The 24,694-nt window shown below is 68.6% G+C and carries 27 protein-coding genes and 2 pseudogenes; 18 read left to right on the forward strand and 11 right to left on the reverse strand.

What is annotated here, in order from left to right; genetic code table 11:
• Positions 1 to 27: 27 nt before the first annotated feature.
• Both sigJ and ABZU75_RS01450 read left to right on the forward strand, forming a co-directional pair.
• Positions 28 to 888, forward strand: coding sequence for an RNA polymerase sigma factor SigJ (gene sigJ / locus ABZU75_RS01445; RefSeq protein WP_355547955.1), 861 nt, complete (start codon positions 28 to 30; stop codon positions 886 to 888).
• A gap of 99 nt (positions 889 to 987) precedes the next feature.
• Entirely contained in the window at positions 988 to 1,428 is a 441-nt protein-coding gene (locus ABZU75_RS01450; RefSeq protein WP_355547959.1) for a carboxymuconolactone decarboxylase family protein, read from the forward strand.
• Between the two features lie 169 nt (positions 1,429 to 1,597).
• On the opposite strand, the gene ABZU75_RS01455 is transcribed toward ABZU75_RS01450, so the two are convergent.
• Positions 1,598 to 1,897, reverse strand: coding sequence for a helix-turn-helix domain-containing protein (locus ABZU75_RS01455; protein WP_355547962.1), 300 nt, complete (start codon positions 1,895 to 1,897; stop codon positions 1,598 to 1,600).
• Between the two features lie 79 nt (positions 1,898 to 1,976).
• Positions 1,977 to 2,414, reverse strand: a complete 438-nt coding sequence (locus tag ABZU75_RS01460) for an FAD-dependent monooxygenase (RefSeq protein WP_355547965.1) — start codon at positions 2,412 to 2,414, stop codon at positions 1,977 to 1,979.
• Between ABZU75_RS01460 and ABZU75_RS01465 the strand changes: the two genes are divergently transcribed.
• Positions 2,400 to 2,819 carry a hypothetical protein gene (locus tag ABZU75_RS01465; protein WP_355547968.1) on the forward strand — a complete coding sequence of 140 codons (420 nt, stop codon included), beginning with the start codon at positions 2,400 to 2,402 and terminating at the stop codon, positions 2,817 to 2,819. The genes ABZU75_RS01460 and ABZU75_RS01465 overlap by 15 nt on opposite strands.
• Before the next feature lie 58 nt (positions 2,820 to 2,877).
• On the opposite strand, the gene ABZU75_RS01470 is transcribed toward ABZU75_RS01465, so the two are convergent.
• From ABZU75_RS01470 to ABZU75_RS01490, 5 genes are all read right to left on the reverse strand, one after another.
• Positions 2,878 to 3,507 (reverse strand): hypothetical protein, encoded by a 630-nt coding sequence (locus ABZU75_RS01470; protein ID WP_355547971.1) that lies wholly within the window; start codon positions 3,505 to 3,507, stop codon positions 2,878 to 2,880.
• On the reverse strand, positions 3,494 to 5,092 hold the full coding sequence (locus tag ABZU75_RS01475) for a VWA domain-containing protein (protein ID WP_355547974.1): 1,599 nt from the start codon (positions 5,090 to 5,092) through the stop codon (positions 3,494 to 3,496). Before ABZU75_RS01475 ends, ABZU75_RS01470 begins: the two co-directional genes overlap by 14 nt.
• Positions 5,089 to 6,255: a toxic anion resistance protein gene (locus tag ABZU75_RS01480; protein ID WP_350923240.1), complete on the reverse strand. Its 1,167-nt coding sequence runs from the start codon at positions 6,253 to 6,255 to the stop codon at positions 5,089 to 5,091. The genes ABZU75_RS01475 and ABZU75_RS01480 overlap by 4 nt, the downstream gene beginning before the upstream one ends.
• A gap of 34 nt (positions 6,256 to 6,289) precedes the next feature.
• On the reverse strand, positions 6,290 to 7,405 hold the full coding sequence (locus ABZU75_RS01485) for a hypothetical protein (RefSeq protein ID WP_355547979.1): 1,116 nt from the start codon (positions 7,403 to 7,405) through the stop codon (positions 6,290 to 6,292).
• A 414-nt stretch (positions 7,406 to 7,819) separates the two neighbouring features.
• Positions 7,820 to 8,374, reverse strand: a complete 555-nt coding sequence (locus ABZU75_RS01490) for a YceI family protein (protein WP_355547982.1) — start codon at positions 8,372 to 8,374, stop codon at positions 7,820 to 7,822.
• Between the two features lie 293 nt (positions 8,375 to 8,667).
• Between ABZU75_RS01490 and ABZU75_RS01495 the strand changes: the two genes are divergently transcribed.
• The 10 genes and pseudogenes from ABZU75_RS01495 to ABZU75_RS01540 all read left to right on the forward strand — a co-directional run bounded on the left by ABZU75_RS01495 (position 8,668) and on the right by ABZU75_RS01540 (position 15,421).
• Positions 8,668 to 9,255: a helix-turn-helix domain-containing protein gene (locus ABZU75_RS01495; protein ID WP_355547985.1), complete on the forward strand. Its 588-nt coding sequence runs from the start codon at positions 8,668 to 8,670 to the stop codon at positions 9,253 to 9,255.
• Positions 9,252 to 9,983, forward strand: a complete 732-nt coding sequence (locus ABZU75_RS01500; RefSeq protein WP_355547988.1) for an SRPBCC domain-containing protein — start codon at positions 9,252 to 9,254, stop codon at positions 9,981 to 9,983. The genes ABZU75_RS01495 and ABZU75_RS01500 overlap by 4 nt, the downstream gene beginning before the upstream one ends.
• 105 nt (positions 9,984 to 10,088) lie before the next feature.
• A complete protein-coding gene (locus ABZU75_RS01505; protein WP_355547991.1) occupies positions 10,089 to 10,685 on the forward strand; it encodes a dihydrofolate reductase family protein in 597 nt (198 codons plus the stop codon).
• 289 nt (positions 10,686 to 10,974) lie between these two features.
• Positions 10,975 to 12,126 (forward strand): leucine-rich repeat domain-containing protein, encoded by a 1,152-nt coding sequence (locus ABZU75_RS01510; RefSeq protein ID WP_355547994.1) that lies wholly within the window; start codon positions 10,975 to 10,977, stop codon positions 12,124 to 12,126.
• A gap of 23 nt (positions 12,127 to 12,149) precedes the next feature.
• Positions 12,150 to 12,461, forward strand: a pseudogene (locus ABZU75_RS01515) (ATP-binding cassette domain-containing protein); the annotation flags it as partial.
• The gene (locus ABZU75_RS01520; protein WP_355548254.1) at positions 12,352 to 12,735 is read left to right on the forward strand and encodes a hypothetical protein; all 384 of its coding nucleotides are present in this window, start codon (positions 12,352 to 12,354) and stop codon (positions 12,733 to 12,735) included. The pseudogene ABZU75_RS01515 and the gene ABZU75_RS01520, both read left to right, overlap by 110 nt.
• A gap of 23 nt (positions 12,736 to 12,758) precedes the next feature.
• A complete protein-coding gene (locus tag ABZU75_RS01525; RefSeq protein WP_355548257.1) occupies positions 12,759 to 12,962 on the forward strand; it encodes a helix-turn-helix transcriptional regulator in 204 nt (67 codons plus the stop codon).
• A complete protein-coding gene (locus tag ABZU75_RS01530) occupies positions 12,959 to 13,930 on the forward strand; it encodes an NAD(P)-dependent alcohol dehydrogenase (protein WP_355547997.1) in 972 nt (323 codons plus the stop codon). Before ABZU75_RS01525 ends, ABZU75_RS01530 begins: the two co-directional genes overlap by 4 nt.
• Positions 13,931 to 14,417: 487 nt before the next feature.
• Positions 14,418 to 14,600 carry a hypothetical protein gene (locus ABZU75_RS01535; protein WP_355548000.1) on the forward strand — a complete coding sequence of 61 codons (183 nt, stop codon included), beginning with the start codon at positions 14,418 to 14,420 and terminating at the stop codon, positions 14,598 to 14,600.
• Positions 14,597 to 15,421, forward strand: coding sequence for an SDR family oxidoreductase (locus ABZU75_RS01540; RefSeq protein ID WP_355548003.1), 825 nt, complete (start codon positions 14,597 to 14,599; stop codon positions 15,419 to 15,421). Before ABZU75_RS01535 ends, ABZU75_RS01540 begins: the two co-directional genes overlap by 4 nt.
• Before the next feature lie 47 nt (positions 15,422 to 15,468).
• On the opposite strand, the gene ABZU75_RS01545 is transcribed toward ABZU75_RS01540, so the two are convergent.
• From ABZU75_RS01545 to ABZU75_RS01560, 4 genes are all read right to left on the reverse strand, one after another.
• Positions 15,469 to 15,930, reverse strand: a complete 462-nt coding sequence (locus ABZU75_RS01545) for an NUDIX hydrolase (RefSeq protein ID WP_355548006.1) — start codon at positions 15,928 to 15,930, stop codon at positions 15,469 to 15,471.
• Between the two features lie 285 nt (positions 15,931 to 16,215).
• Positions 16,216 to 16,731, reverse strand: a complete 516-nt coding sequence (locus ABZU75_RS01550; protein ID WP_355548009.1) for a hypothetical protein — start codon at positions 16,729 to 16,731, stop codon at positions 16,216 to 16,218.
• Positions 16,732 to 17,001: 270 nt separating this feature from the next.
• Positions 17,002 to 18,849, reverse strand: a complete 1,848-nt coding sequence (locus ABZU75_RS01555; RefSeq protein WP_355548012.1) for an APC family permease — start codon at positions 18,847 to 18,849, stop codon at positions 17,002 to 17,004.
• Between the two features lie 30 nt (positions 18,850 to 18,879).
• On the reverse strand, positions 18,880 to 20,103 hold the full coding sequence (locus tag ABZU75_RS01560; RefSeq protein WP_350966257.1) for an ammonium transporter: 1,224 nt from the start codon (positions 20,101 to 20,103) through the stop codon (positions 18,880 to 18,882).
• Positions 20,104 to 20,444: 341 nt separating this feature from the next.
• Between ABZU75_RS01560 and ABZU75_RS01565 the strand changes: the two genes are divergently transcribed.
• The 5 genes and pseudogenes from ABZU75_RS01565 (at position 20,445) to ABZU75_RS01585 (ending at position 24,688) form a co-directional block, all read left to right on the forward strand.
• Positions 20,445 to 21,347, forward strand: a complete 903-nt coding sequence (locus ABZU75_RS01565; protein WP_355548016.1) for an urea transporter — start codon at positions 20,445 to 20,447, stop codon at positions 21,345 to 21,347.
• Between the two features lie 21 nt (positions 21,348 to 21,368).
• Complete coding sequence (locus tag ABZU75_RS01570) at positions 21,369 to 21,677, forward strand: urease subunit gamma (protein ID WP_355548019.1); 309 nt, start codon at positions 21,369 to 21,371, stop codon at positions 21,675 to 21,677.
• A gap of 150 nt (positions 21,678 to 21,827) precedes the next feature.
• A pseudogene (locus tag ABZU75_RS01575) lies at positions 21,828 to 22,133 on the forward strand (urease subunit beta); the annotation flags it as partial.
• A gap of 135 nt (positions 22,134 to 22,268) precedes the next feature.
• Complete coding sequence (gene ureC, locus ABZU75_RS01580; protein WP_355548022.1) at positions 22,269 to 23,990, forward strand: urease subunit alpha; 1,722 nt, start codon at positions 22,269 to 22,271, stop codon at positions 23,988 to 23,990.
• On the forward strand, positions 23,990 to 24,688 hold the full coding sequence (locus ABZU75_RS01585; RefSeq protein WP_355548026.1) for an urease accessory UreF family protein: 699 nt from the start codon (positions 23,990 to 23,992) through the stop codon (positions 24,686 to 24,688). Before ureC ends, ABZU75_RS01585 begins: the two co-directional genes overlap by 1 nt.
• Positions 24,689 to 24,694 lie beyond the last annotated feature (6 nt).

Here is a 24,694-nt window from a genome sequence, read left to right on the forward strand (position 1 = left end):
CGGCGGCGCTGCTTGTAGCGTCTGCGTGTGACCGAGGAAGAGTGGGCCGAGCACCGGCCTGCGGTGTTCGGGGCGGCTTATCGACTGCTCGGTAGTGCCGGCGACGCCGAGGACGTGGCGCAGGACGTCTGGCTGCGCGCGACCGGTGCCGACCTGTCCGGGGTCGAGGATCTGCGGGCCTGGCTGGTGACGGTCGCCGCCCGCAGGTCCTACGACATCCTCCGGTCGGCACGGGTGCGGCGTGAGACGTACGTCGGCCCGTGGCTGCCCGAGCCGTTGCTGACCGGTCCGGACGCCGCCGAGCCGGTGCTCGTCGACGAGTCGGTGAGCATGGCGATGCTCGTCGTCATGGATCGGCTCACGCCGCCCGAGCGAGTCGCGTTCGTGCTGCACGACGTCTTCGAGGTGCCCTTCGATCACATCGCCCGGGTGCTCGGCGTCACTCCCGCGGCCGGCCGCCAACTCGCCTCACGGGCGCGGCGCCGGGTGGCCGCGACGAAGCAGCAGCCACGCGCGAGTCGCCCGGAGCGCGAGCGGGTGCTCGCGGTGTTCCGCGCCGCGTACGAGGCGAGCGACCTGAAGGCCCTGGTCGAGCTCCTGCATCCCGACGCGGTGTACGTCACCGACGGCGGCGGCAAGGTCTCCGCCGCGCGCAAGGTCATTTCCGGCGGTGAGCGGATCGCCATGGTGCTGTCCCGGGTGGCCGGGCGGTTGGGGCTCTTCCCGCTCGTTCCCCGCGAGGTGGGCGGTGAGCTCGCGCTGGTGGCGTACCGAGACGAGCGGGTCATCCTGGTCGATACTTTCGACGTCGCGGCAGACGGCCGGATCCTGGCGATCCGGCGGGTGCTCAATCCGGACAAGCTCTCGCACATCGACCCGGCGCGCTGAACTTTCGCGAATCTTTCTGGCAAAGGCCGTCACAGCGGCGGGTGCCACCTCGTCTCCCTGGTGAGAACCGGGAGAGAGACCGAGAAAGGTGGGAGCACGATGTCACGCTTGAACCTCGCCGAGGTGGCGCCCGAGATGTACAAGGTGTTCGTCCAGGCTGAGCAGGTGATCTCGAAGGGGCCGCTGGATCCCGCGATCCGCGAGCTCGTCAAGATCCGTAGTTCGCAGATCAACGGTTGCCTCTTCTGCATCGACATGCACGTCCACGAGGCGCTGCGACTCGGTGAGAAGCAGGATCGGATCTACCAACTGTCCGCCTGGCGGGAGTCGGAGCTGTACACCGACGCCGAGCGGGCCGCGCTGGCCTACGCCGAGGCCGCCACGGAGCGGCCCGACGGCGTGTCGGACGAGGTCTGGGAGGCGGTGGCCGCCGCGTTCAAGCCGGAGGAGGCAGGGTACCTGGTCGCCCAGGTGGCGCAGATCAACCTGTGGAACCGCATCGCGGCGCCCATGCACACGCGCCCTCCGAAGCGGGGCTGACGGGGCGCGCGATGTCGTCGCGTGCCGGGACTCCCGGGTGACCTGGGCCGTCTCGTTCGGATCGGTCACAACGCCCCGGGCCCTGGCGAGGGGCCCGGGGCGTTGTGCCGCCGTTCAGGAGTTTGGCCGCGACGGTGGCTTTGACCTCGAACGTGAGCTCGGGCAGGTCCTAGGTGCCGAGGTGGCGGGATCGGACCTCGTTGATCTCCGCCTCGTGGCGCACCGCCCAGTCCGCCAGTGCCGACAGCGGTTGGAGCAGGGTGCGCCCCAGTGGGGTCAGGCTGTACTCGACGCTGGGCGGCACGGTCGGGTGCACCTCGCGCCGCACCAGCCCGTCGGTTTCCAGGCTGCGCAGCGTGCGGGTCAGCATGCGCCGGCTGATGCCTTCAATGGCACGGTGCAACTCGTTGTACCGGTGCGGGCGCCTCCCGAGCAGGACCACCAGCAGCATGCTCCACTTGTCGCCCATGCGCCGGAACACATCACCGACCGGGCACGCGTCGAGCTCGTCGGTCGCATGCGGTCGAGCCCCGCGGCGATGTCCGCGCTCAGGCGGGCAGAATCTGTAGCAGCGCGTTGCGAGCGCCGGACAGGCGGCCGGTGCCGGCCAGGCGGGTCATCCAGCGCGACATGGTCACCAGGCGCTGGGCGGGCCGGCGACGCCGGGCGTCGTAGGCGCGCAGCGCGATCGCCACGTCCGCCGGGGTCCTTGGGGTGGCCAGGAGGTCGGCGAGGGTGGCGGCGTCCAGCAGGGCCTGGCAGGCGCCCTGGCCGAGGGAGGGGGTCATCGCGTGCGCGGCGTCGCCGACCAGGGCGACGTTGCCGGTGACGAAGGATCTCAGGTGCGGGGACAGATCATGGATCTCGTGCCGCAGCACCGTCTCCTCTTCGGCCTCGGCGAGGACGCGCGGGATCGGGTCGTGCCAGTCGGCGAAGCGGGCGCGCAACTCGTCGAGGCTCTCCCTTCGCCCTTGCGGCGTGGCCACCGCGGCGTACCAGTTGGTGGAGCCGGGCTCCTGGGGCGTGATGCCGAAGACCTGGCCCGGCCCCCAGGTCTCCCCGAAGCCGAACTGCTCGACCGTGCGGTCACCGTCAACCGGTCACGGGTCCTGGCCTACCTGGAACTGCACGCCGAGGCCGCGCGCAGGCCGCAGGTGCAGGCCACCCTCGCCGAGCTCAACCAGGCGGACCTCGCGCTGCACCTGCGAGTACAGCAGGCCGCCGGGCTGGCGGCGACCCCACGCGGCGCCGCCATCGTGACCATGTGCGTCAGCACCGCGCTGACCTACCTGCTCACCCAACCGCCGCAGGTGCTCAAGGCCTACGGGCTTGACGACCTCGACGCCTTCCTGCGCGACCTCATCGACACGACATATCCGCGCCCGGCCTAACAGGACCTCGTACGACGCCCGTCCGGGGCCTCTCCGTGCCGCCGGAGACGTCAGGCGGTCAGAGGTCCAGGCCGGAGCCGCCGAACCGGTCCTGGAGGAACCTGCCCTGGTCACGCAGGGCCTGCTCGTCGCCTTGGTAGACCGACTCGGCCACCTTGCGCAGCTGGGTGTCCAGCAGGTCGAGCTGGGCGAGCAGCTCCTCGTGGGCGCTGCGCTCCCGCTCGCCGCGCCGGGTGAGCGCGTACGAGCGGGGCAGGTTCGCGTACGCCTCCAGGCTGGACGGCAGGTAGTCCCTGATCGTCTGCGACACGATGTGCAGGTGGTCGGGTGCGGAGGTGAGCGCGTCCGCCCGCCGGAGGATGTCGCGCACCACCTCGGCGAGCACGCCGACTCTCGCCACCACGTCGTCGGGGAACCGGTTCCCGCCGATCTTGGCCAGCAGGGTGTCCAGGTCGGCGTGGAGCCGCCGGGACTCCACCTCCGCGTGCGAGATCGTGAGACGTACCCGGTCCGCCGGGGCCAGCAGCGCCCCGACGCCGTACAACCCGGCGACCACGACGGGCCAGAACGTCCCGGCGACGTCGAGGAAGACCAGGGCCACCCCGACGAGTGCCAGGGCGCATCCGGCGATGTTCCTGGTCGACCCGGCGTAGGCGAGGATACGGCCGCCAGGACTACTGGTAGCCACGGATCTCCTTGAAAGCCGCGGCCAGCGACCCCTTCCGGGCGTCGAAGGTCGCCCCACCGGTGAGCTGGGCGATCTGCTTCATCTCGTTGACGTCGCTGTCGCCGAAGAGCACGACGAAGGTCGGGAACTTCACGGGTAGTGACGCGTAGTAGCCGGCGAAGTCGTGGTACGAGCTGCCGTCGGTGTTGTCGCCGTCCGTCATCAGCACGATCGAGGTGAAGTCCTCCGATGCCGACGACCCGGCCTCCTGGTAGGCGGCCCGCAGGCTGTCGAAGATCGCCGTGCCGTCGTGCGCCCGTAGCGCCTCGCTGTACGAGCGGATTCGCTGGAGCACAGGTTCGGGGTTCCGGTCGGGCAGCGTGAAGGTCTGCGGGGTGCCGGGGGTCGTGTTGAACGGGATCATCGTGACCGTCTCGCGGTCGCGGAAGCGCGAGAACGATCCGCTGACGGAGGTGTCGGCGCCGGACAGGGCGGTCAGCGCCTGCTTGAGCGCGTCGATCCGTTCGCCCTCCATCGAACCGGAGGTGTCCAGCACGAACAGCGTCCGCGACGGCCTGCGCACCTGGTTGAGGTAGACGCCGATCAGCTCGTCGGCCGCGTCGCGCCGGTTGGGGAAGGGCAGCTCCACCAGCGACGCGGACCCGAAACGCCGGTCCGGCCCGACCTCGGGGACGATCGGCCGGCGGTGGGTCGTGGTCATGACCTCCCGCTGGATCTCCGGGGTGCGCAGCCAGGCGGCGAGCTTCCGGTACAGCTCCTTCTTGTCCGGTGTCGCGGAACTCAGCAGCGTGAGCGGGTAGTCGGCCGTCACCACCCCGTCGCTCGGGTAGATCAGCGTGAGCGGCTCGGAGAGCCTGCCGGAGGCGTTGAGGCCCAGCAGCACGGACTCGTAGTTGACGAGTCCGTCCACCTCGCCCTGCCTGGCGTACGCGTCCGCGAGCCAGCCGGAGGAGCCGGAGGTGAGCGTCTGCGCCGAGAAGAACTCCTTCAGCCTGGGCGTCACCGCGTCGATCTGGGCCTTGTCCACCGCCTCCCCGGCGTCGGAGAGCGCCGCCGTCACACCGACCAGCGCGGAGAACCCGGAGTTGGACGCCGCGGGGCTGGTCATGCCGAAGGTGAACTCGCGGGCGCGCGCGGCTGAGGCGATGTCGTTCCAGGTAACGGGTTTGCGGTCCCAGCCGAGCTCGCGGGCCTTGGAGGCCTTCAGCCCGAGCAGCACGGGCGAGACCATGACCTTGGTCTGGGTCGAGAGCCGCGCGGTCGCCCCGTCGATCAGTGACAGGTAGCGGTTGGAGGAGAACCACGTCGCGTCGTACTGCCCGTCCGCGCCGCCGCGCGCCACCTGGTCGGCTCCGTCGAGCGTTCCGGCGTACGACAGCGCGACCCGCACGCCGATCGCGTCCCGGGCCCGCTTGAGCAGCGGTTCCAGGTCGCCGATCTCGCTTCCCGCGAGGACGCGGAGCACGTCGGGACCGTCCACGGGGGTGGCGGGCGTGTCGGCCCCGCCGCACGCGGCCGAGGCCACCAGCAGGGTCAGCGCGGCGAGCGCCCGCCTGATCGGGCGAGAACCCGTTCGTGCTCTCATCGCGGGAGTGCCTGTTCGTCGCCGTGCCGAGAGCGTTCCAGGTAGGTGCGCGCGTGGTCGAGTTCGACGGTCAGGCTGTCCACGGTGATCGCCATGTTCTCCACGGCCTTGGCCTTGAACGTGTCGATCATGTCCATGGTGGTGTAAATGTTGTCGAACGCCTTGCGTAGCGCGTCCATGTCGACCGTGGTGGATGCCGCCTGGGTCTGGATGTCGGCCGCCTGGGTACGCAGCATCTCGCTGGTCGCCACGATCAGGTCGGAGGTGGTGGTGTTCAGCGCCGTGATCTGGTCGAGCACGAGCTTCTGGTTGGCGAGGGCCTGCGCCACGGTCACGGCCGTGCGCAGCGCCGCGATCGTCGTCGTGGTCGCCCGGTCCACGCCCTTGATCAGTTCAAGGTTGTTCTTGCGGATCAGGTCCAGCGCGAGGTAACCCTGGGCGGACACCGCGAGCTGGGTCAGCAGGTCCTGGTGCTTCTGCCGGATGCCGAACAACGCGTCCGAGCGGAGGGCGGTGGCCTTCTCCGGGTCGGCCGCCTCGACATGCATGATCTTGTCTTCCACCGCGGAGTCGAGGGCGGCGGCGAGCAGGGCGTACTCCTGCAGGCGCTTCATCGACTCCCACAGGTTGGTCTTCTCGCCCTCGATGGCCGCGTTGTCCTTGCGCAGCTCGTCCTGCCCAGATTTGAGGGCGCGGATGATGTCGTCGATGTGCCGCTGCGCCGACTGATATTTCGCGAAATAGTCGCGTAGTTTATCGCCGAACGGGATCAGTCCCAGCAGCTTCTTGGCCGGGGTGGACGCCTGCTTGGGGTCGAGGTCGACGATCGTCCGGCGCAGCGCGGTCAGCTGCCCGGCCACCGCCGCCTGCGCGTCCCTGCCCTCGCCCCTGGCGGACGCCAGCGCGGCCACCGGACGCTTCAGCATGCGGTTCGCCACCTGGGAGGAGGCCCGGATCTCCGAGTCACCCATGGAGGTGATGTCGTGCACCTTGCGGGTGAACTCCGGCGACCGCGGGTCCAGGCCGCTCAGCTCCTCGGCGAAGCCACCTGCCTTCTCCGCCAGTTCGGCGCCTCGCTCCTCCGGTACCGGCAGCATGGTGGCCGCCTTCTCCACGGGCACCTTGGCCACGGGTTCCGGCGGGCTGAGCACGAGATCGCTCACGGTGGTCTCTCCTCGAAACGGTGGGAAGGCGAGGTCAGGGGGTGGGGGAGGGAACCACGCCGGATCGGTAGAGCCTGTCGATCGCGGTGATCATGCCCTCCAGCCGTTCGTAGTCGGGCGGCTCCACCACGTCGATCAGGCCGGCCGGCAGCGGAGCCCCTGCCTTCGCCACCAGGTCGTCGAACGCCTTGGCGCCTGCGGTGCGGAAGCCGTACAGGGCCGCGAGGCGCCCGAGTTCCGGGTCCTCCTGCAGGAGCCGGCCGACCTCGGTGCCCTGCGCGCCGAACGGTACGAGCGTGTGCTTGCTGAGGACCGTGGGCGAGGGGTAGAGCAGCCGCATGTCGGGGCGGATCAAGCCGTCCCCCGCGAAAAGGCGCGAGGCGTACTGCGCCTCGTAGATCATGACCATGGGTGTCTTCCCCATCCCCAGAGCCAGGTAGTCCTCGAACGGAGCCTCGGTGGAGGTCTCGGAGTATCCCTGGTCGAGGAAGAGGGGGGCGACGGCTCCGGCGACCTTGGAGCCCTGCGCGTTCGAGGTGATCACGTCGTCGCCGTTGGCCACGTAGCCGGCGATCGAGAGGTACATCGCCGCGGAGTTGGAGGTGCGGATGTCGGTGGTGGTGAGCAGGACGCGCTTGCGCGCCGGGTAGGCGGTGTTGCCCGGCAGCCTGTCCCACCGGGTGCCCTTGGCCACCAGATCCAGATATTTCTTGATATCGAACACCCAGTAGCCCAGGCCGGAGTCCCGCACGACGCCCGCCTTGGCGAGCACGTCCGCGATCGGCTTGAAGGTGGCGATCGCCATGGGGGAGGAGAACGGCGCGAACGTGCGGGTGGCGCCCCGGTCACGCTTGATCTTCTCGGCCGCCGGAGCGCTGGACGGGAACGCGAAATCGTACTTCTTGAGATCCACCGAGGCGGCGATCTGGCGTGATCCGGCGGTGTCGACCTCCACCCGGAGGCCGTGTTCGGCGAAGACGGCCCGCACCCGCCGATCGTCGAAGAACGGTTTCTTCTCCGATCCGATCACCCCGCGGACCAGGGTGAGCTCCCGCGTCTCCGCGCCGCCGCCACGGTTGCCCACCACGATCGCCGCCACTACGGCGGCGCCGAGGAGCAGCGCCAGCCCGACGCCGATCCAACGCTTCATGTGATCCCTCGAAAGCTTGCCCCATATAGCGATAAAACAGCGTTCTATATTGAATTATGTGAGATATGACGACAGGGCGAAGTGAGGCATCCATGATGCGCTGACAATTCAGCTTTCATTCATCTTCTCGTCATAAAGTAAGACAGGTGCGCCGTCACCTATCGCGGCATCTTGATCCCGGCTGTCACTGTCTCCTGGTTCCGCACACCTTGAGCGCCACGTCCTGACCGTCCGGCCCGGTATCGAGACCGGCAGCGATTCCCACCGGCTCGCCCAGACCCGAACCCGGGAAGTCGGCGTCGGTGTGAGGCCTCAGGAGATGGAGCCAAGTGACGGGGGCGAGGCCTCACCGGCACCCGTGGACGATCTCGATCAAGGGCTGAAGATCGGGCCATCGGGCTCGCATGCTCGGAGTCACCGCCCCGGGGAGAGACCGGCGTCGAACCGTACCTCGACGTCGTCGCTGAGTTTGAGTGTGCCGAAGAACGCTGAATAGGGCCGGATGCCCCACCGGGTCTGCACGATGGTCGCCGAGCCGCGTACGCGGTCCTCGGTCAGCAGGCCCTGGAGCGTGACGGGCTGGGTGACACCGACGATGGTGAGATCGCCCTCGACGTGAAACGACTCCGCTGTTCCGCTGATCCGTGTCGATCGGAACGTGATCGCCGGGTAACGCTCAACGTGCAGGACCTTCTCCTGAAGGTTCTTCTTTATCTCCCGACGATCGGAGTCCGTGAGCGGCTTGATGCCACCGGTTCCCTCCCGGACCTCGAACGACCCTGCGTCGACTTTGACGGTCACCGAGGAGCCGGCCGGATCGGCGACGTCGATCGTGGCATCGCCGTGCCAACGGGTGACCTCGATGGTGAGGTCATGGCCGGCCTTCGCGCCCAGCCCGGTACGGGTCGTATTGACGATGAGCCGGCCGGACTCAGGTCCCAACGCGTAGCTACCAGAGGTGACGCCCACCACGTCAGGCTATCTCGCACCCGAAAGCTCACCGTGGCACGTACATCGGCATGGCGAATACCAGGACCGGAACCGACGCACTTTTGGCCGCCTGTCGCTTCTCGCGGGCGGGGATCGCGTAGGTGCGAGCCAACCTTCGGCGCGTACGGAGCCGGCGGGTTCCGGGAGAGAGCCCGGCGCGGTCCTGCCCTGACCTCGGTAGGGGGCTCGCCGGGACCCGAGCCCTGCAAGGCCGGTGTGCCGATAAATAAGACTTCCTTGACAAGTTAATTTGTCGGTCATAGCCTGTGGTCATGCAGGACATCGCCGTGATCGAGGATCCGGCCGCCGCCGAGGTCTCGCTGGACCCCATCCGGGCCCGGCTGCTGGCCGAGCTGAGCGAGCCCGCCTCAGCGACCATGCTGGCCGCCAAGGTCGGCCTGCCCCGGCAGAAGGTCAACTACCACCTCAAGACGCTTGAGGCGCACGGGCTCGTCGAGATGATCGAGGAGCGGCGCAAGGGCAACGTCAACGAGCGCATCATGCGCGCGACCGCGGCCTCCTACGTGATCTCCCCGGCCGCGCTGGCGTCCGTCGAGCCCGACCCGGCCCGCTCTCCCGACCAGCTGTCGGCCGGCTGGCTGCTGGCCGTCGCGGCCCGGCTGGTCCGCGACGTCGGGGCGCTCATCGCCGGCGCCGCCAAGGCGCGCAAACGCGTCGCGACCTTCGCGATCGACACCGAGGTGCGCTTCGCCTCGGCCGCCGACCGGGCCGCGTTCGCCCAGGAGCTTGCCGGGGCCGTCACGACCCTGGTGTCCAAGTACCACGACCAGTCCGCCGAGCACGGCCGCGACCACCGGATCGTCGTCGCCGTCCACCCGAGCATGAAGGAAACCCGATGACGCACCCGTTCGAGCTGAGCCAGGAGATCGAGCTCAGCGCCACGCCCGAGCAGGTCTGGGACGCGATCGCGACCGGGCCGGGCGTCGACTCCTGGTTCATGGGACGCACCGAGATGGGCACCGCCGAGGGCGGCCCGGCGAACCTGACCATGCTGGGCCACACCGAGCAGGCCACGATCACCGCCTACGAGCCGGGCGCCCGCCTGGCGACCCGCGGCGCGCCGGCCCCCGACGGCCGGTTCATGGCGCTCGAATACCTCATCGAGGGGCGTGGCGGCGGCACGACCGTGCTGCGGATCGTGCAGAGTGGCATGCTCGGCGACGACTGGGAGACCGAGTTCGAGGCGATGCAGGCCGGCTGGCCCATCTACCAGGAGACCCTCAAGCAGTACCTCGCGCACTTCACCGGCCGCACCCCATCGGTCACCACGGCCTTCCGGCCCGGAGCGGGCGGCCCGGACGCCGCCTGGAAGACCGTCACCCAGGAACTGGGCGTCACGCAGGACGTCGCCGAGGGCGACGACGTCCGTCTCCCGGACGGCTCCGCCGGGGTCGTCTACTACGCGAACCTGCCCGTCAACCTGGGCGTTCGGACGGACGAGGGCCTGTACCGGTTCATCCACTCCGGTACCGACCGCGGCGACGCCCTCGTGCTCGGTCACCAGAACTTCGCGGGCCGTGACGAGCAGTCCGCGTGGGACACCTGGATGGCCGAGCACTTCGGCTGACCGGCCGGTCCCGGTCAGCCCGTCAGGTAACACCTTCATCCCTCGCGCCGCGACCAGATCAGCGGCGCCGAAAACCAGCAACGCAACCCCAGAGGAGCCAGTCCCATGCGCATCGTGATTGTTGAGTTCATGAGCTTGGACGGCGTTGTGCAGGCGCCGGGCGGACCCAAAGAGGACACCGACGGTGGCTTCGCCCACGGCGGCTGGTCGCACCCGTTCTTCGATGATGACGTGGTGGGCGGCACCTTCGACGACGCGGTGACCAAGGCCGGGGCACTGCTGTTCGGGCGCCGCACCTGGCAGACGATGGCCGCGGCGTGGCCCAGGCGGGCCGGCGACCCGTTCGCCGACCGGATGAACGCCATCCCGAAGTACGTCGTGTCCAAGACGCTGGGCGACGACGAGCTGACCTGGAACAACACCACCCGCATCCCCGGCGACGAGGCCGTCGCCGACATCAGGAAGCTGCACGAGAGCGACGGCGGCGACCTGGTGGTGATGGGGAGCCCCACGCTCGCGCGCACCCTGCTGAGCGAGGGCCTGGTCGACGAGCTCCGACTCATGATCATGCCGGTGCTTCTCGGCGGCGGAAAGACGATCTTCCCCGACGACGGCGCGTCGCGCACGTTCGAACTGGCCTCCACGGCCATCAACGACAAGGGCGTGCAGGTGTGCACCTACCGGCCGGTCGCCGAGGGGTAGGCCGGGACGACGGTGCCGCTGTAGCGCGGATTCCCGATCGCCGCCGGGGATCCCGAGTGATGGTCCGCGCGTTTCCCCGAGGTGAGACATACCCGCTAGTGGCAGGCGCGGTGTGAAGAGGTGCCGGTCGGGCGCGGCCCGAGCCTGGTCCGCGCGGAGCGCGAAGGGTTCGGTGCGGCTCGGAAAGACGGACACCAGCCATCCGCAAGTGCCGGTCCCTAGGCTTCTCGCCGGTGAGCCGCCCAGGTCACCCCGATCATTTCGTTCGCCTCGGAAAGGGGATCTCTCAATGGCGGTCAAGAACGGTCCGAAGGCCGCCCTGACCCGGATCAACAGGTGCGGGCGGGAAGGGGCGCCCACGCTCAGCCTGAGCGGGCTGAAGCTGACGGAGCTGCCCGAGCGGATGAGGGACCTGACGCAGCTGCGCGAGCTCGACCTGACTTTCAACGAGCTGACCGAGCTTCCCGAGTGGCTGGGCGACCTCACCGGCCTCACCCGGCTCCGCCTGTCCTACAACAACCTCGTCGGGCTCCCCGAACGGCTGGTGAACCTGACCGCCCTCACCGAACTCGACCTCGGCCACAACAAGCTGGCTCGGATTCCCGAGTGGCTCGGCGAGTTGACCTCTCTCACCGGCCTCTCCCTGTTCGACCTCCGGCTGACCGGGCTTCCCGACTCCTTGCGAAAGCTCACCGCTCTCACCAGGCTCTCCCTGGGCGGCGGCTGGGAGCCGTTCGACATTCCCGACTGGATAGGCGACCTCACCGCGCTCACCTCGTTCGGCGTGACGCACTGCCGGCCGCCCGTCGGCCTTCCCGAGTCACTGGGCAATCTCACCGCGCTCACCGAGCTCCGCCTCGGTTACAACCACATGGAGGAGGTTCCCGACTGGCTCGGCAACCTCACCGCGCTCACCGAGTTGGAGCTGCAAACCAACCGGCTGACCAGCCTGCCGGAGTCGATGCGCGCCCTCACCGCGCTTACCAGGCTCGAACTGCAGGACAATCGGCTGACCGAGCTTCCCGAGTGGCTGGGCGACCTCACCGCGCTCACCAGGATCTGCCTGTGGGACAACCGGCTGACGAGCCTGCCGAAGTCGATCGGTAACCTCACCGGCATCGCCTGGCTCTACCTGTGGGGCAACGAACTGGCCGAGCTCCCCGGGTCGCTGGGTGACCTCACCGGCCTGACCAAGCTCGACCTGCACGACAACCGGCTGACCGAGCTTCCCGAGCCGCTGCGGAACCTCACCGCGCTGACCGAGCTCGATCTGTGCGGCAACCGGCTGGTGGAGGTCCCCGAATGGCTCCCGGACCTCACCGCGCTGACCACCCTCCGTCTCGGTGGTAACGACCCGCGGCCCACGGTCCCGGCTTCCCTGCGCCTGCTCGCCCGGACCTCGCCGCAGTGGCACCGCTTCCTGGCGAGCCGCAACCGCTGATCTCTCGCCGCCTCCGGTCGAGCGTCGGCCCGAACGGAGCGGGGAAGACGACCGCGCCGGCCATGGCCGTCGGGCTGCTGCGCCCGGACGAGGGTACGGCGTTCGTGCCCTCGGGGTGGCCGCCGCGGAGCGATGTTAAGAAAACTAGACATGATGTTGGCTTTGTCTTACATTCGAGGCATGTCATCCGAAGAGAAGAGCGCCTGGATCATGGGCGTGGTCGCGGTGTGCGGGTATGCGGCCTACCTCGTCCTCGTTCTGGGGCGAGCGGACGGTGTCCCGCTCACCGAGGTCCCGTACGTGTCGACGATGCTGTGGAGCATCGGTGCCGCGATCGTGGTGTCGATCGTGCTGCGCATCGCGGTCGCGATCGCCTCACCCAAGGACGCCGGCAAGAAGGACCAGCGTGACCGGGAGATCTACAGATTCGGCGAGTACACCGGCCAGTCGTTCGTCGTCATCGGCGGGGTGGCGGCGCTCGGCATGTCGCTGGCCGAGCTGGACCACTTCTGGATCGCCAACGTCGTCTATCTGATGTTCGTCCTGTCCGCGGTCGTCGGATCCATTGCGAAGATCTTCGCCTACCGCCGGGGCTTCTGGCCGTGGTGAAGCCGACCAGGGTCACCAACACGATCCGCGCCCTCCGGTTCGCGCACGGAGAGATGACACAGGCGGAGCTGGCGGACCGCATCGGCGTGACCCGCCAGACCGTCATCGCCATCGAGCAGGCCCGCTACTCGCCCTCGCTGGAGATGGCCTTTCAGATCGCCCGGGTGTTCGACGTCTCGCTCGACGATGTTTTCCAGTACGCGGACAGTGCAGGAGAGACACGGTGAAGGCAATCGTCCAGGACAGGTACGGCTCCCCCGACGTCCTGGAACTCAGGGAGATCGACAGGCCGGTGATGGGGGACGACGACCTGCTCGTACGGGTGCACGCGGCCGCCGTCGATCCGGGCGTCTGGCATCTCATGACGGGCCTGCCGTATCTGGCGCGCGTCATGGGCTTCGGGTTCCGCAGGCCCAAGGTCCGGGTCCGGGGGATGGACGTCGCGGGGCGCGTCGAGGCGGTCGGCGGGAACGCGACCCGGTTCAAACCGGGTGACGAGGTGTTCGGCACCTGCGACGGAGCCTTCGCCGAGTACGCCTCCGCCCGGCAGGACAGCTTCGCGCCGAAGCCGGCGAACCTCACCTTCGAGCAGGCGGCGGCCGTTCCGGTCTCGGCCTGCACCGCCCTGAAGGGTCTTCGCGAGGCGGGAAGGGTGCAGCCGGGGCAGAAGGTCCTGATCATCGGTGCGGGGGGAGGCGTGGGGACGTTCGCGGTGCAGCTGGCCAAGGCGTTCGGCGCGGAGGTCACCGGCGTGTGCGGCACGACCAAGGCGGACCTGGTCCGATCGATCGGCGCCGACGACGTCATCGACTACACCCGCGAGGACTTCGCGGACCGGGCGCGCCACTACGACCTCATCCTCGACGCCGCCGGGAACCGCCCGCTGTCACACCTCCGGCGTGCCCTCACTCCCCGGGGAACCCTCGTCATCGTCGGAGGCGAGCGGGGAGGGCGGTGGATCGGAGGCAACGATCGCCAGCTCCGGGCGCTCATGCTCGCACCGTTCGTGGGGCAGCGGCTGCGCGGGCTCTTCTCGATGCCGCGTGCGGAGGACCTTCGGCTGCTGAGGGAGCTGATCGAGGCGGGCAAGATCACGCCGGTCATCGACAGGACGTATCCGCTGAGCGAGGTTCCCGAGGCCGTCCGGTATCTGGAGAAGGGGCACGCGCGCGGCAAGGTCGTCATCACCGTGTGAGATGTGACCGGCGGAGGCACACCTTTCAACGCGCCGTTGCCCCTGCCGCAAGGCCCGTCATCGCCGACCGGTGCTCGACTTGATCGCAGGATCTCCGAATTGGATTCCGATGTCTGGGGATGCTCTTCATCGTTCCCCGCACACGCTCGGGGGAATCAGCGCCACGATCAATCGAAGGGCTGATAGCCGCTCGGTCGCGAGTACGCTCTGTTATGCTCTGGTGTACTCAGGGTAGTGGTGCGGCCGGTTGGTCGTGGTCTTGTCGTAGCCGGCAAGGGTTTCGCTTTCCTGGGGTGCTGATCGTGCTCGCGGTCATGTCGCCCAGAGTTGCGGGAGACGTTGAACGCTCGTGGAGCCGATGTGAGACCAGGTCGTAAGGCCGGGCGGTTGGCGGTGAAGCGGGAACTCCCGAAAGGGAGAACGCTCATGTCGTAAGGCATGGGCTGCTTGGGAGCGCGCTTACCAGAACACACTCACGAGTAACGGCATGACGACACGTATTCCGCCGTTGCCCGAGGGCGAAGGTGGCGAGCAGGCACGACGCCTGCTCGACGGGCTGGCCGTGGGAGGTGACCGGGTGCCGATGACCGTCGGCTTCTACACGATGACGGCGATGGCGCCGAACATCTTCGGCGTCGAGATCGACCCCGGCCTGGCGGGTGCCTCGTGACCGGCCGGCTGGAGGGGTACGCCGCGATCATCACCGGGGCCGGACAGATTCCCGGCCAGATGATCGGGAACGGCAGGGCGACGGCACTGATCTTCGCCCGGGAGGGCGCCAGACTCGTCCTCATCGACCGTGACCTGGACTCGATGCTGGTCACGGCGGGGTTGGTCGAGGAGCAGGGCGGAACCGCGGTCACCGTCCAGGGGGACGTGTCGGTGGCCGACGACTGGTCGACCGCGGTCGCCACCTGCGTCGAGAGCTTCGGCCGTCTCGACGTGGTGCACCACAACGTGGGCGTGGCCATCGGCGACGGCTCTCCCACCTCCGTCGAGCCCGACGACTGGGCACGGAACATGATGATCAACTCTGGCAGCATCCTGCTGATGGCCCGGGCGGTGCTCCCCGTGATGCGGGCCGCCGAGCGTGGTGTGATCACCAACATCTCCTCCATCGCGGCCATCGCCGGAAACCCCTCTCCCGGCAATCCGCCCATCACCTACAAGATGTCCAAGGCGGCCATGAACGCCGCGACCCAGCAGATGGCCCTGGAGAACGCCCGCTACGGAATCCGGGTCAACGCCATCATGCCGGGCCTCATCGACACCCCGATCGGCGTCGACCTGGGCGCGACGGAGTACGGCATGGACAAGGAGGAGAGGGAGGGCTACGAGGCCCGTCGTCACCAGCGGGTCCCGCTCAAGGGCGGCATGGGTACGGCATGGGACATCGCCAACGCGGCCCTCTTCCTGGCTTCGGAGGAGGCCCGCTTCATCACCGGCGTCCTGCTCCCGGTCGACGGAGGCCAGAGTGCCATGGTCGGCTGAGCCCCTTTTTGACCGCCTGGCTCATCGCTGACGCTCCTGCGGAAAGCTCACAGCCGGGAAAGTGCTGCCAGCGTGGTGTCGAGGTTCTGCACGCGGCCGGGGAGTTCCTGCCCGTGCCACCAGACGATGTCCTCGATCTCGTCGTCGGGGGTGAACGCGCCGTGCGGCGCGGCTTCGTCGGCCTGGTAGAGGGCCGCGTACTCGGTGCGTCGTTCGGGTCCGAGGACGTACTCGGCGTACCCGGAGAAGGTCAGCCGGGTGATGTGGAAGCCGGTCTCCTCGTGGAGTTCACGTACGGCGGCCTGGCGTGGCGTCTCTCCCGCATCGATCATTCCGCCCGGTAGTTCCCACTTCTGGCGGTAGCGGTTGAACACCAGAAGCAACCGGCCGCGAGACCACAGGGCGACCAGGGCGAGAGGGAGCGGGGCGTCGCCGGGAGGCACGGTCTCGGCGCCGTGGTGAAAGGCGGTCAGCTCGTTGCCGGCGTCGTCGACCGCGAGAGGAGCCAATCCGATGTCCCGTCTGTCGTCGGGCCGCTGATCCAGCTGGGTCCTGCCGACGCGGATACCGATTCTCCGTTCCGCGACGGAGATCGCGAATATACGGCCTGGAATCTGACAGCGTAAAGGCCCAGGCCGTCAATCGATGACCTGGGCCTTTGTATCCGTGATTCAGACTCCACTCCGTATGGCGCGGATGAGCCGCCGCGGTCCATGGCCCGCACGACGTTCGCCGCGGTCAAGGGTGAGGAGCCTCCAACGGGAGTACTTCCCTAGGAAGCGGTCCGCCGTCCCTCAGCGGGGAGGGTAGGGAGGCCAGTGCGGTGGGTACGGCGGGCGCCCGCCCGGGTACGGCGGGATCGGGTAGCCGGCCGGGTAGGGCGGGCGCCAGCCCGGGTACGGGGGCCGCCAGCCTGGGTACGGGGGCCGCCAGCCGGGGTACGGCGGGATCGGGTAGCCGGCCGGGTAGGGCGGGCGCCAGCCCGGGTACGGGGGCCGCCAGTCCGGGTACGGCGGGTGCCAGCCCGGGTAGGACGGCTGGCCGACCGTGTTGCCTATGGGCACGCAGTCGTACTGCGGGCACGGTGTGGTGAAACACTGCTTGGGAGAGGGCACGCAGACGCGGCCGGGGCCGCAGTTGACCGCCGCGCACGGCGATCCGGGATCACATTTACCCGCCTTCTGCGCGGCCGGCGCGGCGACGGCCGCCTGCGCCACCGGGGCGGTGGACGCCTCGTCCGCCCAGGCCGTGGCGGCTGGTGATCCGGTCGCCGTGACCAGGGCCAGCGCCAGGATTAGTTTTCGAAGCATTTTTCCCCCAGATGTCATGATCGGTTCTGCCTCTCTGGCGATGCTCGCACCGGCCATTCCTGCTTAGGGCAAAGCGACCATCAGAAAGTCGGCTGGCTTGCGGAGGATTAGGTATTGCTTCTGGGGGACCGGCATTTTCGCCGGAAATATCATGTCAATTCGGGCGACCCAACTGCCGAGTGTGACACTTAAATCAGCTTATGGCGTGATACTCAAATCAGCCTATAGGTAACGCATGGCACAAAAGGCCACTTCAATCACCGGTGTCGTCTATATGCCGATTCGGAAGGGCAGCAGGCAGACGAGCACATCCGTGTGCTCCCGTAGCGTGACCATCAGGAAAAGGTCACGCTGGTTGTGCAGGGCCCGGTGGCGGAAGTGCCGCGGTTCGACGGTGGGAATGAGCACGGCGACCCATTTTCCGCCGTCGGCGACCTGCCGGATGTAGTCGAGAACGGGACGGACCACGGTGTGCTGCGGGCTGCCGAGGATCTCAAGACGGACCCCCGGATCCCACAGGTTCCACCGCGTCCGCAGGTCGTCCACCCCCTCCTCGGTGAAACGCACCGCGACGACCACCACCTCGCCACCGAGGGCCAGGCCCGCGCTGACGGCCCGTTCCGTCTTGGTGGTGATGTCCGAGACCGGGATGATGATCACTTTCCCGGTCTCGGCGACCGCTGCGGGCCGGGTGGGTTTGGGAGGTGTCCGCCCGAGCCCGAGCTGCTTTTCGACCGCGGTGTAGTAGCGCTCGACGCGGGCGAACAGCAGCATGAGCAGCGGGATGGCGATGACGACCACCCAGGCGCCCTCCAGGAACTTGGTGGTGAGCAGCACCAGGGTGGCGACGGCGGTCAGCAGGGCACCGGTGCCGTTGAGCAGCGTCTTGCCGAGCCGGTGGGGCGGGCGCAGGGTCGTCCAGTGCCTGACCAGGCCGACCTGGCTGATCGTGAAGCCGATGAACACCCCGATGGCGAACATCGGGATCAGCCTGTGGGTCCGCGCGTCCACCGCGATCAGTATCACGGCGGCCGCCACCGCCACGGCCACGACGCCGTACCTGTGGACGGGACGTTCGGTGCGCAGCGCGAACAGGTGGGGCAGGCGGTTGTCGCGGGCCAGCAGGCTCAGCAGGACCGGCAGGCCGCCGAAGCTGGTGTTGGCGGCCAGTGCCAGGGCGAGCATGACCACGAGGTTGGTCGCGTAGTACGCCCAGCTCGTGCCGTAGGCGCCGGCGGTCAGCTGGGCGAGGACGGTGACGTCCTGCCGGGGCTGTACCCGGTCGCGGTGGATGAGCAGCGCCAGTCCGATCAGCATCACCCCGAGCAGCGCGCCGAGCAGCAGTTCGGTCCGTTGTGCCCGCGCGACCCGCGGCTCGCGGAACATGGGCACGCCGTTGGCGATGGCCTCGACGCCGGTCAGCGCGGAGCACCCGGAGGAGAACGCCTTGAGGATCAGCAGCACTCCCAGCGCGTCGGTCACCGGGACGTGCACGGGCGTCCCCACCACGGCCGCCGGATGGGAGCGGGCCAGCCCCAGCACCACGACGCCGAGGATGCTCACCACGAACAGCGCGGTGGGCAGCATCAGCACCCGCGCGCTGTCGGCGATGCCGTACAGGTTCACCACGGTCAGCAGGGCCAGTCCCAGCAGGCAGATCGCCAGGAGATGCGGGGCCAGGACGGGGAAGGCCGAGGCGAGGCTGGCGGCACCGGCCGCGAGGCTGACCGCCACGGTGAGCACGTAGTCGACGATGAGCGCCGCGGCGGCCAGCAGGCTCACCCGTTCGCCGAGATCGTTCTTGGCCACCGCGTAGGAGCCGCCGCCGTTCGGATACGCGGCGATCACCTGGCAGTAGGAGATCACCAGCACCGTGAGCAGCCCGACGATGGCCAGGGTGATCGGCAGCGTGTAACCGATCGTGGCGCCACCGGCGGCGACCAGGATGAGCGCGATCGCCTCCGGTCCGTAGGCGACCGAGCTGAGAGCGTCGAGCGACAACGCGGCCAGCCCCTGCAGGCTGGTCAGATGATGCCTTTCGCCCTCACCGTGGCGCAGCTGGGGCCTGACGCGCCAGCTGACGTGAACAGGGCGGTCCGATCGGCGGTGAGGGGTCATGGCGGCGACTCGTCATGGTGGCCGCCGGGCTCACCCCTCGGCAAAGCCCACGTCCGAGCCGACGCGCTGCTCCTCCTCGGTCGCTCGCATCCGGAACAGCTTGTCGACCACTTTCCCGATGATGAACGTGACGATGAAGCTGTACAGACCGACGGCCAGGACACCGACCACCTGCTTGCCCAGCAGCGCGATCGAACCGCCGTAGAAGAGGCCGGGGGTTCCGACGAGCTCGCCGGTGGCGAAGAACCCGAGCAGCAGGATGCCGGTGATGCCGCCGGCCCCGTGGAAGCCTGTCACGTCCAGCGTGTCGTCGTAGCCGAGGACCAGCTTCATCTCGACCGCGTACGTACACACGATGGCGGCGACGATGCCGACGACGAGCGCGCCCTCGACGTTGACGAACGCGCAGGACGGGGTGATGGCCACCAGTCCGGCCAGGACGCCGTTGGCCGAGCCCATCCTGGTCAGGTGCCGGAAGCGGATCCACTCCACCAGCCGCCAGGTCAGCATCCCCGCGCAGCCCGCGATCATCGTGCTGAGAAACGCCCTGGCGGCCAGCGGGCCGTCGGTCAGCGCGGAGCCCGCGTTGAAACCGAACCAGCCGAACCAGAGCAGGGCCAGGCCGAGCAGGACCAGGGGGATGTTGGCGGGCTGCGGGGCGTCCTTGCGCCGGAAGGCGACACCCGGCCCGAGCACCAGTGCGAGTGCCAGCCCGGAGATGCCCGAGTTCAGCTCGACGACCAGCCCGCCGGCGAAGTCCAGCACGCCCCATTGCTTGAGCCAGCCGGTGTTGGAGAACACCCAGTGGGCGACCGGCGCGTAGACCAGGGTCATCCACAGGACGCCGAAGAGCATCCATGGGCCGAACCGGGCCCGTCCCGCGATCGAGCCGCTGATCAGCGCGACCGTGATGATGGCGAAGGTCAGCTGGAACAGTGCGAAGACGTACGTGGGGATCTGCTGGTACAGCGTCTCGGGGGTGATGTTCGCGAACCGGAAATCGCTCCAGCCGATGAGCCCGGCGCCACCGAGGTCCCTCCCGAAGGCCAGCCCGTATCCGTAGGCGAACCAGATGATGGTCACCAGGCTGATCGAGATGAAACTCATGTAAAGCGTTGTCAGCAGATTCTTGGAACGGACCATGCCGCCATAGAAGAAGGCCAGCCCCGGAGTCATCAGCAGCACCATCGCGGTGCTGGTCAGCATCCAGGCCGAATCACCGGTGTTCAGCCCGCTTGATATCCAGCTGCTCATTCCGACTGACATTATGGGCCCCTTCGTCTTGTTTGCTCCTTCGGCTCTTTTTGCGCCTGCCGACAGAGATGCCCTAGCTCACATGGTTGGCGTCTAAGTCGGGAGTTAACCTCAGCACCTTTGATATTTGACCGAATGCTGGCCTTGGTTGATTTTTGCCGGTTCGGCACATGGAAAGTAGTGCTGTGTGCCCACATCGTGGATTCACCTTTGATGGCCGTCCATGGGCAGGACGCGTGTCAGTGGCGGGAAGGGCGACGTTTATGACATCGGCGTTTCCGCCGTCGGGCTCACCCGGAGGTGAGCACCCTGTCGGGGGGCGCCGCGCGCTGGAGTACCTGTTGACGATCCCCCGGGGGGTCGCGCAGGTCGATCTCCAGCCCAACCACTGGACGGGCCTGATCTTCATCGTCGCGTTGTTCGTCGGCGGCTGGCGGTTCGGCGTCTTCGGCCTGCTGGGCACGCTCGTCGCCACGGCCACCGCGTACCTGTTCGGCGTCACCTGGGACCGGGTCTCGGTGGGGCTGGAGGGGTTCTGCGGCACGCTGATCGGTGTCAGCCTGGTGCTCTACCTGGAAGCCCGGTGGATGACCGTGCTCCTGGTCGTCGCCGGGGCGATCGCCGGGAGCGTGCTCACCTCGGCGCTGAACGTGCTGCTCACCCCGTACAACCTGCCGACCTTCACCGCGCCCTTCTGCGTGGTCACCAGCGTGATGGTGATCGGCGGGCCGTCCTTCAGCCGGATCTGGGCGGAGCACGCGCGCTCGGCCCCGCCGTCGGCCACCGCTCCGGGCACCGCGATGAGCTGGCACGACTTCTGGCGGGGCACGCTCAGCGGCATCGGCCAGGTGTTCTTCCAGAACCAGTGGTACGTCGGCCTGATCTTCCTGATCGGGCTGTTCGTGGCCGGCTGGGTGACCGGGCTGGTGGCGCTCCTGTCCAGCCTGGTCGGCCTGCTCACCGGCTGGGCGCTGGGCGCGCAGGCCGCCGATCTCGGGGCCGGCCTGTACGGCTACAACGCCGTGCTGGCCGGGCTCGCACTGTGGGGCACGTTCATGCTGGTGAACCGGGTGAGCGCGGTCTACGCGGTGATCGGCGTGGTGTCCGCGGCGGCGCTGACCGCCGGTATCGGCAACCTGTTCGCCGTTACCGGCGGCCACACCCTCACCTGGCCGTTCGTCCTGGTGACCTGGGTGTTCCTGGCGGCCATCCCGATGTTCACGAAAATCCAGCGCGCCGGATAGCCGTGCGGAGAAAGGACCCCGATGAATCTCACACCACGCGAGATGGACAAGCTGCTCATTTTCCTCGTCGCCCAGATGGCCGAGCAGCGCCGCAGGCGCGGGCTGAAGCTGAACTACGGCGAGACGGTGGCGCTGATCAGCTCGGCGATCGTGGAGGCGGCACGGGACGGCAAGACGGTCGCCGAGTGCATGGAGCTGGGCAAGCAGGTGGTCGGGCCCAACGACGTGCTGCCGGGCGTACGCGGGATGCTGAAGCTGATGCAGGTCGAGGCCGTCTTCGACGACGGCACCAAGCTGGTCTCCTGTCACGATCCCGTCGGTGGGAAGTGATGCCCGGGGAACGCGCGCTCCTACGGCTCGGCGGACCGTCGTCCGCGGCGGCCGGACATCGCCACGACCACGACGATGACCACGACGATGACCACGACGACCATCACCACGGCTTCCGGGCGGTGGCGAACCTGAGGGGGGCGACATCCCATGTCGGATGACGACGTCTACATCTACGGCGAGGGACAGATCGAGCTGAACGCCGGTCAGCCCAGGGTGAAGCTGACCGTGCACAACACCGGTGACCGGGCCGTTCAGGTGGGCTCGCACTTCCATTTCTTCGAGGCCAACCGCGCGCTGAGGTTCGACCGCGACAAGGCGTTCGGCAAGCGCCTTGACATTCCGGCCGGCACCGCCGTCCGGTTCGAACCCGGAGACACCAAGGAGGTAAAGCTGGTCGAGTACGGCGGGGGCCTGCGGATCGTCGGCTTCGGTGGACTGCTCAACGGAAGCGTTCGCTCGCACGAGGCGCATCGCAAGGCGCTGAAAAGAATGCGCGAACGCGGTTATCTCGACGAGCCGGGCAGGTCCGCGGCGGCTTCGTCGAAGAAGAACGGCTCCTCAGGCTCCGCGAAGAAGGGCTGAACCCCGATGACCACGATCAGTCGTAAGCAGTACGCGACCATGTACGGCCCCACGGTGGGGGACCGGATCCGCCTCGGGGACACCAACCTCGTCGTCGAGGTGGAGAAGGACCACACCGAGGGGCACTACGGGGACGAGGCGCAGTACGGGGGCGGCAAGACGGCCCGCGACGGGATGTCGGCCGACCCCGCCTCGCGGAACGCCACGGCCGCCCTGGACGTGGTGATCACCAACGCGGTGGTCATCGACCCGATCCTGGGCATCGTCAAGGGCGATATCGGTATCAAGAACGGCAGGATCGCCGGGATCGGCAAGGCGGGCAACCCGCACACCCAGAACGGGGTCGACCGGCGGCTCGTCATCGGCGCGGGCACCGAGGTGATCTCCGGCGAGAACCTCATCGCCACCGCCGGCGCGATCGACACCCACGTCCACTTCATCTCCCCGCAGCAGGCGCAGAACGCGCTGAGCAACGGGATCACCACCCTGGTCGGCGGGGGAACCGGTCCGGCCGACGGCACCCGTGGCACCACCTGCACCCCGGGACCGTGGAACATCGCCCGCATCCTGCAGGCGTACGAGGCCATTCCGATCAACATCGGGGTGTACGGAAAGGGGAACAGCAGCCTGCCGGGTTCCCTGGAGGAGCAGATCCGGGCGGGCGCCTGCGGGCTGAAGGTGCACGAGGACTGGGGGACCACGCCCGCCGTCATCGACTGCTCGCTGTCCGTCGCCGACGAGTACGACATCCAGATAACCATCCACACCGACACGCTGAACGAGGCAGGGTTCGTCGAGGACACCATCAGCGCGATCAACGGCCGCGCGATCCACACGTACCACTCCGAGGGCGCGGGCGGCGGGCACGCCCCCGACATCCTGCGGGTGACCGGGGAGCCCAACGTGCTGCCGGCCTCCACGAACCCCACGCTGCCCTACACCGCCAACTCGGTGGACGAGTTGCTGGACATGACGATGGTCTGCCACCACCTCAGCTACGACGTCCCCGAGGACGTGGCGTTCGCGGAGAGCCGGGTGCGCGCCGAGACCATCTCCGCCGAGACCGTCCTGCACGACCTGGGCATCATCAGCATGATCGGGTCGGACTCGCAGGCGATGGGCCGGGTGGGCGAGTCCTTCACCCGCACCTTCCAGATCGCCCACCACTGCAAGGACAAGCGGGGGGCGCTGCCGGAGGACTCCGCGCGCAACGACAACTTCCGGGTGCTGCGCTACCTGGCCAAGCTGACCATCAACCCGGCCCGCACCTGCGGGATGGCCGACACGATCGGCTCGCTGGAGGACGGGAAGCTGGCCGACATCGTGCTCTGGCAGGTGCACTCCTTCGCGGCCAAGCCCTACCTGATCGTCAAGGGCGGCATGATCAGCTGGGCCCCGATGGGCGACCCGAACGCGTCCCTGCCGACGCCGCAACCGGTCTACTACCGGCCGATGTACGGAGCCTTCGGCACCGCGCTGAAGGAGACCTGCGTCACCTTCATGTCGCAGGCCGGGATCGACGCGGGCGTGCCCGAGCGGCTCGGCCTGGAGCGGACCGTCCGGGGCGTACGCCAGTGCCGGACCGTCGACAAGCGCCACATGCTGCGCAACTCGACGCTGGCCGACATCATGGTCGATCCGGAGACCTACAAGGTCTCGGTGAACGGCAAGCCGGTCAGCATCGAGCCGGCCACCAAGCTGCCGCTGAACAGGCTCTACTTCATCTGATGAGCCTGACCGACCTGGGCCCGCTGCTCGCCCAGTTGCAGCTCACCGACTCCGGCTTCCCGAGCGGGCTGTACACGCTCTCGCACGGGCTGGAGGGGTACGTCCAGCTCGGGGCGACCGGATCGGCGGACCTGCGTGGCCTGCTGACCGACCTGCTGTACAACTCGGTGGGGCCGGGGGACGCGACGGCCCTGGTGCTGGCGCACCGCGCCGCCGGAGCGGGCGACTGGGACCGGCTGGTCGAGGTCGACCAGCGGCTGCACGCGATCAAACTCAACCGCGAGCAGCGTTCCGCCTCGGTCAGGACCGGCCGGCAGGTCCTCGACACGGCGGTGTGGGCGTTCGCCTCGCCGGAGGCGGCCCGGCTGGCGGCCCTGGTGGCGGAGAGGGCCGCGCCGGGCAACCACGCGGTCGTGGTCGGCGTGATCCACGCGGGCATGGGCGTGCCCGTCGCGCACGCGGTGGCCGGTGACCTGTACGCCTTCGCCGCGGGCTGGACGGCGGCGGCGGTGCGGCTGGGCCGCACCGACTTCCGCCGGGCCCAGCGGATCCTGGGCGAGGTCCGGCCGGACCTCGCCCGGGTCGCGCGGGCGGCGCTCGCCGCCGAGGACCCCATGGACCTGAACGGCTCGGTACCCATCGCCGACACGGTCTCGGCCGCGCACGAGCGGGCGGCGGCCCGTCTGTTCATCACCTGAAAGGGC

It is taken from the genome of Streptosporangium sp. NPDC005286, from assembly GCF_040607515.1.
In the GTDB taxonomy this organism is placed as follows: Bacteria; Actinomycetota; Actinomycetes; order Streptosporangiales; family Streptosporangiaceae; genus Streptosporangium.